The following is a 13,028-nucleotide window of genomic DNA, read 5'->3' on the forward strand; positions in this document are numbered from 1 at the left end:
GCGGCGAGTGAGTCCGGTTCAGAGCGTGCCGTCTCGGCCCATCTGCCGAATCTTGGCCGCACGCTCACTGATTGCCTCCCACTCGTCGTCGTCTTTCGAATCGACGTGAGCGTACATCAGTCCCATTCGTCCGGTCCCTCGAAGTGTCTCCTCGTGTCGCTTCAAGAAGTCCCAGTAGAGCGCATTGAACGGACACGAATTCTCCCCAACCGTCTCCGAGACGGCATAGGGACACGACGCACAGTAGTCGGACATCTTGTTCACGTAGTTCCCCGACGAGGCGTAGGGTTTCGACGAGAGCACGTCCGTGGCGAACGATCCCATTCCAACGACGTTCGGCGTCGTTACCCAGTGATACGCGTCCACGAATCCGAGGTGGAACCATCGGGTGAGTTCCTGTGGATTGACGCCGTAGACGAGCGCGAAGTTCGAAAGGACCATCAACCGCTCGATGTGGTGGGCGTACCCATGGCCGTAGACGTGGCCCACTGTTTCTGAGAGGCAGTTCATCTCCGTGTCGCCGGTCCAGTAGCCCGCAGGGAGCGACTCCGTCTGGTCGAGTTGGTTCGCCGTCGTCAACTCGGGCATCGACCGCCGGTAGACGTGACGCATGAACTCTCGCCACCCGACGACCTGTCGAACGAAGCCTTCGACACTGTTGAGGGGCACGTCGCCGTCTCTGTAGGCGGTTTCGACAGTGGTGACGACCTCGTGTGGGGTGAGCAAGCCGAGGTTGATGGCGGCCGAGAGGAGTGAGTGACACAGCGCCCACTCACCGCGGACCATCGCGTCTTGATACGGGCCGAACTCGGCGAGTCGGTTCTCGACGAAGTGGTCGAGCGCCTGCCGTGCCTCCTTGCGGGTCACCGGCCAGACGAACTCGTAGAGAGACCCCCACGCCTCAGGGTAGCGTTCGCGAACGAATTCGATGACTTCCATAGTCACCTCGTCGGGAACGAATCGAGGCGCTTCGGGCGGTGACCACCCGTCGGGCGGCGTCTCCCGATTCTGGTCGTCGTAGTTCCACTCACCGCCGACCGGGTCGTCACCGTCCATCAGAATCCCGGTCTCCCGCCGGACGTGTCGGTACCAGTGCTCCTGTCGATAGGACGATGCATCGCCCGCCCACGCATCAAACTCGGCAGGTGTCGTGAGAAACAGGTCGTTTTCGACGAGCGTGAGCGACCCGCCACGAGATTCCACGAGGTATCGAAATCGCTCGCCTGCACCGTGACTCGGCGGGTCCATCATCACGAGGTTGGTCCCGGGAGTCGCGTCGTAAAATCGGTCGAGCCCCTCGGAGAACATCTCTGCACAGATGTAGGTGACTTCGTACCCACGCTCACGAAGTTCGTCGCGGAAGTGGCGCATTGCGGAGAATACCAGCACCAGTTTCTGCGGGTGATATGGCAGTCGCTCACCGAATTCGTGTGCCTCTATCATGAGCACGTGGTCCTCGTGCTGGAGTGGGGTCGCCTCCAGATTGAGTTGGTCACCGAGGACCCAGACAGTCATATGAAGTGGTAGGCAGCTGACGAAAAGAGCATGTCGGCCCCGGTCGTTCGATAGGTGGTTCGCTACCGACTCAACGACGTTCGCCCGGTTGCGGGTCGACGTGTGCCGGTGCCATGAGGTCCGAAAACGGTTGGGCGTCCAGCCACTCGAGGAGTGCGACCAGTTGGTCGGTTGCCGCCTCGAACAACGTCGCACCAGCCTCCGGAGTCGCGTCGGTCTGGTCGCCGAAAACGCCGTTGTTCGAGTTCTCGATTGCGTCGTAGAACGTTCGCGAACCATGTTTCCTGACGTCGTCACGTGAGAGGTCCACGGTGCCACCATCCCGAGCGTCGTTCAGTTTCTCTTCTTCGACGAGTTCACGCGCGATGTGCAGAATCATCGCCGTCTCTTTCGGCCCGCCGTGTGGGCCGGGATGGTCGAACAACTCCCTGACGAGGTCTGGAATCGACTCGTCCCACATCCACTCGATGGCGTACATCGTCCCGTCGTCGCGGAGTCGCCGCCCGACTTCGCGGAGGTGCTGGACGTTCCCACCGTGGGCGTTGACGAACACGACGCGGTCGATGCCGTGGTACGCGAGATTCCGCGTCATCGACTCGACGTAGTCGCGAAACTGCGGGGCATCCACCCACATCGTGCCGTGGAACTGGCGATGATGTGGACTCACGCCGACGTTCACCGTGGGTGTACAGAGATGGCCAGTTCGCTCGGTTGCAGCGCGTGCCAACGATTCGGCGATGAGGTGGTCGGTGGCGAGGGGGAGGTGTGGGCCGTGCTGTTCTGTCGAACCCAGTGGGACGACGGCCAGCGACTCTTCTGCGACGTAGTCTCCGAGGTCCGGCCACGTCTGGTCCGCGATGTACATGCACGTCACGACGAAGCGACACGTAAAGAATGTGGACAGTCCGGCGGGGGCCGACGGGAGGTAAGCGTTCTTGGGAGCGAAGTTCGAGGGGAGCTACTTCTCTTGCGAGCGCAGTTCGATGCGGCGAATTTTCCCCGACGACGTCTTCGGGAGTTCGTCGACGAACTCGATTTCGCGCGGGTACTTGTACGGTGCTGTCTCCTGTTTCATGAACTCCTGTAACTCGTCGACGAGTTCGTCGGAGCCTTCGTACCCATCGACGAGGACGACGAACGCTTTGACGATGCTGCCGCGTTCTTCGTGCGGACTCGCAACTGCGGCGGCCTCTGCGACTGCCTCGTGGGAGACGAGTGCGTCTTCGACTTCGAACGGGCCGATACGGTAGCCAGACGAGATGATGATGTCGTCGGCGCGGCCTTCGAAGAAGAAGTAGCCGTCTTCGTCTCGGGAGGCGAGGTCACCCGTCCGGTAGTAGTCGCCAGAGAACGTCTTTTCGTCGAGGTTGGGTTTGTTGTAGTAGCCGTCGAAGATACCGGGACAGCCGACAGGAACGGCGATTTCTCCGATTTCGCCGTCGTCGACTTCGTTCTCGTCTTCGTCGATGATGGTCGTGCCGAGGCCCGGCGTCGGTTTGCCCATGCTGCCGGGTTTCACGTCGATACCGGGGTAGTTCGTGAGGAGCGCCACCGTCTCGGTCTGGCCGTAACCGTCGCGCGGGATGACGTCGAACGCCTCGCGGAACGCCTCGATTGGTTCGCGGTTGAGCGGTTCGCCGGCCGAGAGCACTTCCTTCAGCGCGAGGTCGTACGACCCGAGGTCACGTTGCGCGAACATTCGGTACTGCGTTGGAACAGCACAGAGTCGAGTGACACCCTCTTCTTCCATGAGTTCGAGGAAGGTGTCCGGTTCGAAGTCGCCGCGATAGACGAACTGGGTCGCGCCCGTGGTCAGGCCGACGCCGACGGGACTCCAGAACCACTTCGCCCACCCGGTTCCGGTCGTCGCCCACAGCAGTTCGTCCGAGAGGTCGTCGGCAGCAGTGACGCCCCACCAGTAGGGTGCGTTGATGAGTTCGAAACATCGCATCCAGCGATGGCGGTGGCGGACTGGTTTCGGTTGCCCAGTCGTCCCGGAGGTGTAGTTGATGGACATCCCGTCTTCTGCCCGCAGTTCGGGGCCGTCGTGTTCGTCCGACTCCCCATCGACGAGTTCGGAAAACTCGGTCCACCCGTCTGCGGCACCACCGACGACGACGAAGTTTTCGAGCGGCGTCTCCTCGCGCACGTCGTCGACCATCCCGACGAGCGACTGGTGGACGACGGCGGTCGACGCCTCGCAGTCGTTGGCACGGAACTCGATATCTTTCGGTTTGAGCATCGACGAGCTCGGAACGAGCAGTGCGCCGCGTTTGAGCGCCCCCAGCTGAACGGCGAAGACATCTGGGTGTCGCGGGAGCAGATGGATGACGCGGTCACCTTTGCCGACGCCCATCGATTCGAGCGCGTTCGCGAAGCGGTTCATGTCGCGTCGGAGGTCGTCGTACGTTCGCTCGTCACGGCCACCCTCGTCGTCTCGGAACTTCAGCGCGACGCGGTCACCGAAGGAATCAGCGTGCGATTCGATGACTGCAGGGATGTTGTAATCCTCGGGAATATCCCACTTGAACGATTCCATTTCAGCCTCGTAATCGACTGCCATAACTCGACAGACAAAGCAGACTGTAATAATTGTTCGTCTGGAAAATTAAAAGGTGTCTAACCGCCGTCAGGCAATCGGTGCGCCTTCTTGCGGTCCTTCGTCGGGCGTGGTCATGGTCTCGTCACCCTCGTCGCCGGACTCACCGCGGAGTGCCAGCGCGAACGCGCCGAGCCCGATGAGGAGGACGACGAAGTCGACGATGCCACCGAACGGGACGAAGTCGAGGAGCGCCAGGATGAACAGCCCACCGAAGAGGGCGACCCAGCGGTTCTCGTAGTCCGCGAGCGAGAGCAGCCACGTCCCGAGGACGAGCGCCCCGTAGATGCTCGCGATCCAGAGCACGAGGAGGAATCCAACGCCGCCAGCGAGTGACAGCGGGATACCGATAATCGTCAGGAGCAACAGCACCAGGACGATTGGGATGGCGAAGATGAGGAGGAGTCCGACGCCACCACTCCGGACAGTCTTCTTCGTTCCGAGGCCCGTCACGCGACGAGCGAACGTGGGTGCGACGAGGACGATGAGTGCCCCGAGGACGAAGTTCGCGAGGAGCCAGTAGCCCGTAACCACCCATCCGGGGATGACTGGGCCTTCGAACTGGCCGACTGGGACGCCAAAGACTGGCGGACCGACGAGGTTCAGGTCGTCGACTTGCGTCGCGCCGCCAGCGATGGTCGCTCCGGGGTCGATACTCACCGTCTCCGCATCGTATTCCATCGCTCCACCGATTTGGGCGGCTGGGCCGACGATGAGCGTTTCAGCGCCGACGTTCACGTCGCCAGCGACGGTCCCATCGAGTCGGACTTCGCCACCTGCGGCTTCCAGCGTTCCGCCGATAGTCGCAGTGTCGCGGACGAGGACGGCCCCTCCAGCGACGTTCACGTCACCGTCGATGGCCCCACCGAGCGTCACACTTCCTGCGACCCCTTCGAGCGTTCCAGTTACCGTTCCTGTCTCTGTCACGACGACACTTCCTGCGGCAACTGAGACATCACCGTCTACCGTTCCGGCGATGATAACAGTCCCACCGGTTGCTTCCAAATCGCCGACGTAGGTCTCCCCTTCGTCGATGACGATGGCAGCACCGGCAGGCGCTTGTTGTGCAGTCACCACACCTGCGACAGACCCCACGACGAGGACTGCGAGGAAGATGGCGACGAGTTTGGTTCTACTAAACATCCGAATCACCGAGGCATTGCCTCAGTTTTATGATACAACTCGTGACGGGATAAACTGGCCTATACGGTCTCGAAACGGGAGAATCAGCCGGAATTCGTGAATGTGGGTGGAGGCACATCACCGAACTCTCCGGTTCGTTCACCTTTTTGACCGCTCCCAGTGTGGCATTCGTCATGGAGTATACGACGCTCGGAGACACCGGGATGGAAGTCTCGCGTATCTGCCTCGGCTGTATGAGTTTCGGCACGTCGGACTGGCGTGAGTGGGTGTTAGACGAAGAAGAGGGGCTCGAACTTGTCGACCGCGCAATCGACCTCGGTATCAACTTCTTCGACACCGCGAACCTGTACTCGGCCGGCGAGTCCGAACGCGTCCTCGGGAAGGCACTGGAGGGACGCCGAGACGAGATGGTCGTCGCCTCGAAAGTCTACTTCCAGATGAACGGCGACGACCCGAACTCTGGTGGGCTCTCGCGGAAAGCAATCGAGCAGGAACTCGATAACTCGTTGGACCGTCTCGGGATGGATACGCTCGACCTGTTGCAAATCCACCGCTGGGATTACGACACGCCGATCGAGACGACGATGCGAGCCCTCGACGACGCGATTCGACGCGGAAAAGCCCGATACATCGGTGCGTCGTCGATGTGGGCCCACCAGTTCGCGAAAGCCCAGTACACAGCGGACTCACTCGGCCTCGACCGCTTCGCGACGATGCAGAATCACTACAGCCTGCTCTACCGCGAAGAAGAACGCGAGATGCTTCCGTTCTGCGAGGAGCAAGGCGTCGGCGTCATTCCGTGGTCGCCACTCGCCCGTGGCTATCTCACGCGCCCCCACGAGGAGTTCGAGGCGACGAAACGCGGCGAGACCGACCAACTCGCCAAGGGCCATCCGTACTTCGAAGGTGGCGGCCGTGAAGTGAACGAACGCGTCCAGGAACTCGCTGCCGAAAAAGACGTGAAGATGGCGCAAATTGCGCTCTCGTGGGTGCTCCACAAAGACTGGGTCGATGCGCCAATCGTCGGCACGACGAGCATCGAACACCTCGAAGACGCCGTCGAAGCACTCGACATCAAACTCTCCGACTCCGATATCGAATTTCTCGAAGAGCCCTACGAACCGGTTCGCGTCTCCGGTCACGAATAGGGGAACACACTTTACGCCCCCATCGAGAGAGTCGACCGTGTACACCCAACTCGTCCGAGTCGCACGCGACGACCCCGAGAGCGTACTCCTCGGGTTCGAGTTGGTCCTCGCGGCATCGACGCTTTTCGGCGTTGCGTTGACGCTGGCCTCACCGCTCGTCTCGTGGACAGCGCTCGCAGATATCGGTCTCCCGATTGCGATGGTTGGGATTTCGGTTCTCACCGTCACGTCGTTGCTCGCCGCCTCACGACGAATCGCCCGGCTCGTCACCGGACGTGGCGGCCTGCACATCGAATCGTTCTGGCGGATGCTCGAAGTGCTGTTCGCCTTCCTTGTCACGGGGATCGCCGCACTCGCGATACAGCTCGGTCAGTTCGCACAGACCGTTCCGAACCCACGGGGCGGCGGTGGCGTGTTGGTCGGCCTCTATCTCGCGTTCATCCTCTCGGGCGTCGGCCTCGCGGTCATCGTCTGCCTTCGCGGGATGTGGCGCGTCGTCGACGCGGAACTTCAATCTGCACTCAGTGTGACCTGAGTCTCCCTGCCTGCGTCGAGTCGTTTGACCGCCCGAAGTGCGACGAGTGCGATGGCGACTTCTGCGAATCCGACGACGAGAAACGACGGCAGATAGCCAACCACATCGGCGACGACGCCCCCGACGATGAATCCAGTGAGGAAGCCGAGACTGCCGAACACGTTGAACCCGCCGAGGGCCGCCCCGCGTTCACCTGCCGGCGCGAGGTCGGTCACGAGCGCCATCGTCGCCGGCGCGACCAGCGCGCCGAACACCCCGACGACGACCATCAGTCCTGCTGCCAGTTCGAACGACGGTGCGAGACCGACGGCGACGATAGCGACGCCGTAGAAAATCGACCCGACGACGACCGGCGTGAACCGGCCGATGCGGTCCGAGAGCGACCCGAAGGGGTACTGTAACACCGCAAACGGAACGAAAAAGAGCGCGAGCACTGCGCCCGCGATGGCGGCATCGACGCCGAACGTCTCGCGGAAGTAGAAGACGCCGACGAGCGCGAAGAATCCGGCCGTCATTCGGTCGATGAAGCCGAACGCGTAGGGGATTCCAAACACTGGTCGGGCGACCAACTTCTGTAGAACCTCGCCGATGCTCACTCGGACCGTGTCGGGTGCTCTGTCGGGAACCGTGGCGACGAGGAGTGCCACGCCGACGAGGACGACACTCGCCGCGTACAGCGGTGCCAGCGGGTCCACCGTCGTCAGCCGCCCGCCGACGACAGACCCGAGGGCGGCACCGAGTCCGATGGCGATTCCGGCAGCGCCCATGTTCCGGCCGTTTCCGCCCGCGAGGTCGGCAAGCATCGTAATCGACAGCGAAAATGCGCCGATGGTCATCGCTCCGCCGAAGAGTCGAACGACGAGGGCGACACCAAACGACGTGCCGAGACTCGGAAGCACTGCGAGCACCAGATAACTCGCTGCGCCGCCGAGCGCTCCGAGGACGATGAGCGAGGTTCGTCGGCCGAGCGCGTCAGACGCGGCACCCCACACGCTCGCGAAGGCGACGAACGCGGCGAACTCAGCGACGAGGAACAACATCCCTGCCGAGATGTCGCCACTCCCGCCGAGTGCGGAGACGAGGTCAGAAACGCCCGGATAGAGCAACACCTGGGAGATGAGAACGCCCCAGACAGCGAGCGCGAGTGTCACTCGGTCGCGACGTGTCGAATCCATATACTGCACGTAGAATCGCCGCCAAAATAGCACTGTCTCTGTTGGTTCGCTCTCACGATAGCTATCGAAACGTGTGACGAGGGGGCAACGAAGGGTCGAAGAGGGGCCGACGGCGGGTCGTTAGGCCTCTCGCAGTGCAGTCAGGTCGTCGATAAGCGTCTGTTCGTCGGGCTGGTTCCCGCGATAGGTTCGTTCGACGTAGCCGTCACCGTTGACGAGCATCACCAGCCCGAGGTGGGTGAACATGTAGTTCCCCTCTTCGTTCGGTTCGTTCTTCTGGAAGAAGACGCCGAACTCGTCCTGAACGACAGTCTTCGTCGCTGCTTCGTCTCCGGCCCGGAGGAAGTGCCAGTTGCCGACGTCCATATCGACGTTCATCTGGTCTGCTTCTGTCCGGAAGGCCGCCGCGTCGTCGCGGGCGGGGTCGAACGTGATGGGGTAGAACGCCACGTCGTCCGCGTAGCCTTCGGTAACGGAGTGAATCTGTACCTCTCGGAGCGCGCTGATGAGGACCGGACAGACGGTCATACAGTTCGTAAAGAAGAACGTGTGGAAGTGGGGGACGTCGATGTCGCGGGCGGAGACTTCCGTGCCGTGAATCGGGTCCGTGAGGGTCACGTCAGGAACCTGTTGGCCCCACGCTGGGTACGGCAGGTCCTCACTCGAAACGTCGTTTTCGCGGTCAGGTTTGGCGAGCGAGACGTTCGGATTCCCGCCGCCGAGACAGCCAGCGAGCCCGACTGCCGCGCCTGAACCGACAGCGCGGAGATAGGTTCGTCGCTTCATTGGGGGCTCTTACGGCCAGACAGTAAAATGCCGTTTGGTGTGTGTTTCGAACGTCCAACCGGTGGATTTGGTTCGAGAACCGAACCACTATCGCACGCGAACATCAGAACGGACTTGGCTGAGAAGTCCTTAGCCGGCGTATGTTCGAGGGGTCGCCGTCCCGCAGAGAGTTCCTGAAGGCCGCCGTCGCAACAGGCGGGGCCGCGGCGCTATCGGCCTGCCTCGACAACGCACCGGAGGCACCAGTTCCATCGGGAACCGACGACTTCGACGCGCTGCCTGCGAGTCAGCACGCGTGGAACGACGCCTGTCAGTCCGACGAGTACGGGAACCTCGAGATGCCTCGCCATCAGATTCTCCTCTACGTCGAGTTGACGCGTGACGGCCCACCGACAGCGTCCGACCGTTCGACAGTCGAAGCAGCGTTTCGCGTCCTCGACAGAGCGTACGAACGGAGTCACGAAGGGTTGCTCTGGTCGGTTGGCTACTCACCACGGTACTTCGAGCGATTCGACGACCCGCTTCCAGCGTCCATCGACCTGCCCGAACCGCGCGCACTCTCACCGTTCGAAACGCCTGAGTTCGATAGACAGGACGCACTCATTCACCTCGCATCGGACCGCGCAGACGTGGTTCTCGAAGCTGAACAGGCACTCTTCGGCGACGTGGACACGGCAAACGGCATCCAGGTCGACGCCGACCTCTCGGGTGTGTTCTCGGTTGGGTCGCGACGAACCGGATTCGTCGGTGCTGGCCTTCCGGCAGAACATCAGTCGGATATCAACGGCATCCCGGACGGAAACCCGGTCCCGGATGAGTCACCGCTGTTCATGGGGTTCAAAGCCGGATTCGCCAAGAATCAGGCGACAGAGGAGTACGTCACCATCTCCGATGGCCCGTTCGCCGGCGGCACGACGAAACACGTCGCCACCATCCGCCAGCGACTCGCCGACTGGTACGACGAAGAAGACCAGTATCACCGCGTCATGAAGCTGTTCTCGCCGGGGCACGCCGAACAGGGACTGGTCGACGGTATCGGTGCGAACCTCGGCGACGACAGCGGTATCGATTCGATGCTCGACCGAATCAGAGACGACGCCGAGCAGTTTGGACACGTCGGCCACGCCCAGAAGGCGGCCCGTGCCAACCGCGACGAAGATGGAAACGTCAAACTGCTTCGTCGGCACTTCGAATCGACCGACGACGGCATCGCAAGCCTCCATTTCCCATCCCTACAACGCGGTATCTCGGAGTTCGAAGCAGTTCGCGAAGCGATGAACGGCACCGACCTGACCGACATTCCGACGATTCGCCAACGGGTGAGCAACGGCATCCTCGAATATCTCTTCGTCAAGCACCGCGGCAACTTCCTCGTTCCACCGCGGCGGATTCGGTCGGTGCCGACGCCGGCGGGTGACGCGCCCGAAGACGTTTAGAGACGCTCCGGCTATTCTCTGCAACGACGATGGTACTCGTCCAACTCGGACCCGAACTTTCGACCCGCCTCGTTCAGTTCGTCCTCGCACTCGTCTTCATGTTCGGCGCGGTCCCTGCAGCCTATTTACTCGGGAAACTGTTCGACCGGTTCGTCTAACAGAACGGAGAGAAGGTACCTCGCCGGTCAGACGTACCCGAGGAACGACAATGAGAGCCCGATTTGCCAGAGTCCGGCGGCAATCATCACGATAGCAGCGACTTTCTGCACCGAGCCAACGTATCCCGATAGCGACCGTATTCGGTCGCCACCGAGCGCGGCCAACACGGTGACGATTGCGAGCGGAAGGGCCGCCGCAGCAGCGTACACACCGAGGGAGATGGCCGCCTGGGCCGTCGGCAGCGCCAACGACTGGGCGACGACCCCAAGGAAGATCGGAACGACGCATCCAGCGGCGGCGAGGCCGTAGACTGCACCGAAGATGCCGAATCCAGTCACAGACGACCGATACTCGGGGAGAACGACGTGGAGACTCGGTGCTCGCCCGGAGAACATGAGGAGGCCGAAGACGACGAGTGCGCCGCCGACGAGTGGTTCGAGGAGTGCAAGGTGTGACGCGAGACGACTACTCACGAGTGTAAGGACGCCACCGACTGCCGCGAGGACGACGAGAGCAGCGAGCGACGCCACAGACCCACGGGTGACTGCCCCACTCAGGTCAGCATCTTCACGAGAGAGATAGTAGCCAACGTAGCCCGGAAGCAGTGGATACGCACAAGGGGCGAAGAACGTCGCGACGCCTGCACTCAGTGCGAACGCCACCGTACCGGCAAACGCAGGGTCGAAGCCGAGCATCAGCGAACGTCCACGATTGCATCGCGGAGATTTGCTTCGCTCGCGAGTCCGCGATGGGTCCACGTTATCTCTCCAGCAGCGTCGAAGACGACGAGATACGGGAGCCCGCCCGCGCGGACTGCACGCATCAGTCGACTTTCTGGGTCGTGGCCGAGAGTCCAGTTACCCTCGTTTTCAGTCCACCAGCCACGGATGTCGTCGATGGTGAGTCCACCGCCGAGTCGTTCGTTCGTCACGGAGACGAAGGCCACGTCGGCACCGAACTCCTCGTGGAGGCTCCGCAGTGACTCCATCTGTGCGACACACGGTGCACACCACGTCGCAAAGAGGTCGACAACGGTGGGCGTCCCCTCGACTGGGACGCGAATCTCGCCCGCTGACGACCCTTGTGCATCGATGGTCTCGACGACAAGCGGGAGGTCGCCCGATTCCGACGAGTCCGGCGACTGCTCTGGCATCTCAGTCGTCTCTCCATCGGCGACGGAGCCTGATGTACTGCCACTGAGACACCCAGCGAGCCCGGTGAGACCAGCGCCTGCGAGGATTCCGAGTGCGTCGCGCCTGTTCACGTACCACCACTCCGAGAGACCACAGGAGATTGTCGCATCGCTCTCATACGTACCCATAGGTAAATCTCGACCTATAGAAGCGCTGGTGTCGTGCGTGAATCATGCGCGAGAGGTGGTGTGCGAATCGAATCCCGGTTAGCGAGCGTTCTCGATGGCGGATTCGATGGCGTCCCACGTCGCGTTGACCTGTTGGCCGTCGACGAGGACGGTCGGTGTGCCACGGAATCCGCGTTCGTCGACGGCGTCTGACCGCTCTGCTTCGAGGAGGGGACGGTATCGCTCACGGGAGGCAGCAGCGGCGATAGAACAGCCATCGAGTCCAGCGTCGTTTGCGAACGTCTGCAGCGTCGACAGCTTCTCTTCTGCGTCGCCTTGCCGGAATCTCGACTGGTTCTCGTAGAGCGTATGTGCGAACTCGAAGAACGTCTCGTCGTCTGCTTCGGTCTGAACCTGCCGGGCACCAGAGGCACCTTTCCACGACAACCATTCGTCGACGGGAATCGGAAGGTCGTGGTGACGATACTGGACGATTCCCTCGTCGACGTAGGTCGACTGGATTTTCGGGAGGACGTCGAGGCTGAACGTCGCACAGTGAGGACACGCAAAGTCTTCCCACCCGTCGACGACGACGGCGGCGTCGTCTGGGCCAATCGCTGGAGCAGGGAGGGAGTCGATCGTCTCTCGTTGGGGGACATCACAGTCGAGGGAGTCGACGGCACCGCCACCGGAACCACCGAGACAACCTGCGGTTCCGAGCGTCAACGCACCGGCAGCGGCGGCGAGATACGCGCGTCGAGTCTGTCGCATAGTTAGTTGAAAGGGAGGTGCCATACTTAGACTCACCGGGGCACGGAGACAGTGGGTGGCTCACGGAGAACGGCACCACTTATGTACTAGAACGCATCCTGTTGGTCGTGCCAACCGTCCGCTTCCGCGGCCAGGAGATCACGTGCGAACGGGGGGCTGTCCTCCGAGACGTACTTCGAGCGGCTGGTGAATCGCCGCACAACGGACACTCGACGTGGTTCAACTGCCGTGGTGGAGGGTCCTGTGGGACCTGTGCTGTCTGGGTCGAAGGCCCCGTCACCTATCGGACCAAAAAAGAGCGGTTGCGACTGCGGTTGCCCCCGCACGACCCCGATTCGGGACTCAGACTCGCGTGCCAGACGCTCGTACTGGGGGACCTCACCGTGGAGAAATATCCGGGCTTTTGGGGCCAACACGTCGATGCGGACTCGGACGAATAAGCTGCAGGTGCGGTGTCGAGA

At 62.0% G+C, this 13,028-nt stretch carries 14 protein-coding genes; 5 read left to right on the forward strand and 9 right to left on the reverse strand.

Going from position 1 to position 13,028, the window contains the following annotated elements; translation table 11 throughout:
- Nucleotides 1-18 precede the first annotated feature (18 nt).
- The 4 genes from ACK3SC_RS07170 to ACK3SC_RS07185 form a co-directional block, all read right to left on the reverse strand.
- The gene (locus ACK3SC_RS07170) at nucleotides 19-1,515 is read right to left on the reverse strand and encodes a cryptochrome/photolyase family protein (RefSeq protein WP_416839422.1); all 1,497 of its coding nucleotides are present in this window, start codon (nucleotides 1,513-1,515) and stop codon (nucleotides 19-21) included.
- Between the two features lie 70 nt (nucleotides 1,516-1,585).
- Nucleotides 1,586-2,380, reverse strand: coding sequence for a creatininase family protein (locus ACK3SC_RS07175; protein ID WP_416839423.1), 795 nt, complete (start codon nucleotides 2,378-2,380; stop codon nucleotides 1,586-1,588).
- Between the two features lie 93 nt (nucleotides 2,381-2,473).
- Nucleotides 2,474-4,078 (reverse strand): acyl-CoA synthetase, encoded by a 1,605-nt coding sequence (locus ACK3SC_RS07180; protein WP_416839424.1) that lies wholly within the window; start codon nucleotides 4,076-4,078, stop codon nucleotides 2,474-2,476.
- Between the two features lie 66 nt (nucleotides 4,079-4,144).
- The gene (locus tag ACK3SC_RS07185) at nucleotides 4,145-5,257 is read right to left on the reverse strand and encodes a polymer-forming cytoskeletal protein (protein WP_416839425.1); all 1,113 of its coding nucleotides are present in this window, start codon (nucleotides 5,255-5,257) and stop codon (nucleotides 4,145-4,147) included.
- Between the two features lie 173 nt (nucleotides 5,258-5,430).
- On the opposite strand from ACK3SC_RS07185, the gene ACK3SC_RS07190 reads away from it, so the two are divergent.
- Together ACK3SC_RS07190 and ACK3SC_RS07195 are read left to right on the forward strand one after the other, a co-directional pair.
- Entirely contained in the window at nucleotides 5,431-6,405 is a 975-nt protein-coding gene (locus ACK3SC_RS07190) for an aldo/keto reductase (protein ID WP_416839426.1), read from the forward strand.
- A gap of 37 nt (nucleotides 6,406-6,442) precedes the next feature.
- Nucleotides 6,443-6,940, forward strand: coding sequence for a hypothetical protein (locus ACK3SC_RS07195; protein WP_416839427.1), 498 nt, complete (start codon nucleotides 6,443-6,445; stop codon nucleotides 6,938-6,940).
- Here ACK3SC_RS07195 and ACK3SC_RS07200 read toward each other — a convergent pair.
- A complete protein-coding gene (locus ACK3SC_RS07200) occupies nucleotides 6,916-8,115 on the reverse strand; it encodes an MFS transporter (protein WP_416839428.1) in 1,200 nt (399 codons plus the stop codon). The two genes, ACK3SC_RS07195 and ACK3SC_RS07200, sit on opposite strands and share 25 nt — an antisense overlap.
- 120 nt (nucleotides 8,116-8,235) lie before the next feature.
- Nucleotides 8,236-8,901, reverse strand: coding sequence for an SCO family protein (locus tag ACK3SC_RS07205; RefSeq protein ID WP_416839429.1), 666 nt, complete (start codon nucleotides 8,899-8,901; stop codon nucleotides 8,236-8,238).
- Between the two features lie 140 nt (nucleotides 8,902-9,041).
- Here ACK3SC_RS07205 and ACK3SC_RS07210 point away from each other — a divergent pair, with 140 nt between their 5' ends.
- Both ACK3SC_RS07210 and ACK3SC_RS07215 read left to right on the forward strand, forming a co-directional pair.
- Nucleotides 9,042-10,337, forward strand: a complete 1,296-nt coding sequence (locus ACK3SC_RS07210) for a twin-arginine translocation signal domain-containing protein (protein WP_416839430.1) — start codon at nucleotides 9,042-9,044, stop codon at nucleotides 10,335-10,337.
- A gap of 29 nt (nucleotides 10,338-10,366) precedes the next feature.
- Nucleotides 10,367-10,495: a hypothetical protein gene (locus ACK3SC_RS07215; protein ID WP_416839431.1), complete on the forward strand. Its 129-nt coding sequence runs from the start codon at nucleotides 10,367-10,369 to the stop codon at nucleotides 10,493-10,495.
- Between the two features lie 27 nt (nucleotides 10,496-10,522).
- On the opposite strand, the gene ACK3SC_RS07220 is transcribed toward ACK3SC_RS07215, so the two are convergent.
- The 3 genes from ACK3SC_RS07220 to ACK3SC_RS07230 form a co-directional block, all read right to left on the reverse strand.
- On the reverse strand, nucleotides 10,523-11,191 hold the full coding sequence (locus ACK3SC_RS07220; protein WP_416839432.1) for a cytochrome c biogenesis CcdA family protein: 669 nt from the start codon (nucleotides 11,189-11,191) through the stop codon (nucleotides 10,523-10,525).
- Nucleotides 11,191-11,760: a TlpA family protein disulfide reductase gene (locus ACK3SC_RS07225; RefSeq protein ID WP_416839957.1), complete on the reverse strand. Its 570-nt coding sequence runs from the start codon at nucleotides 11,758-11,760 to the stop codon at nucleotides 11,191-11,193. The genes ACK3SC_RS07220 and ACK3SC_RS07225 overlap by 1 nt, the downstream gene beginning before the upstream one ends.
- A 135-nt stretch (nucleotides 11,761-11,895) precedes the next feature.
- The gene (locus ACK3SC_RS07230) at nucleotides 11,896-12,567 is read right to left on the reverse strand and encodes a thioredoxin domain-containing protein (RefSeq protein ID WP_416839433.1); all 672 of its coding nucleotides are present in this window, start codon (nucleotides 12,565-12,567) and stop codon (nucleotides 11,896-11,898) included.
- A gap of 107 nt (nucleotides 12,568-12,674) precedes the next feature.
- Between ACK3SC_RS07230 and ACK3SC_RS07235 the strand changes: the two genes are divergently transcribed.
- Nucleotides 12,675-13,007, forward strand: a complete 333-nt coding sequence (locus ACK3SC_RS07235) for a 2Fe-2S iron-sulfur cluster-binding protein (protein WP_416839434.1) — start codon at nucleotides 12,675-12,677, stop codon at nucleotides 13,005-13,007.
- Nucleotides 13,008-13,028: the final 21 nt, after the last annotated feature.

Origin of the sequence: Haloferax sp. DFSO52 (assembly GCF_048158745.1) — an archaeon.
Taxonomy (GTDB): domain Archaea; phylum Halobacteriota; class Halobacteria; order Halobacteriales; family Haloferacaceae; genus Haloferax.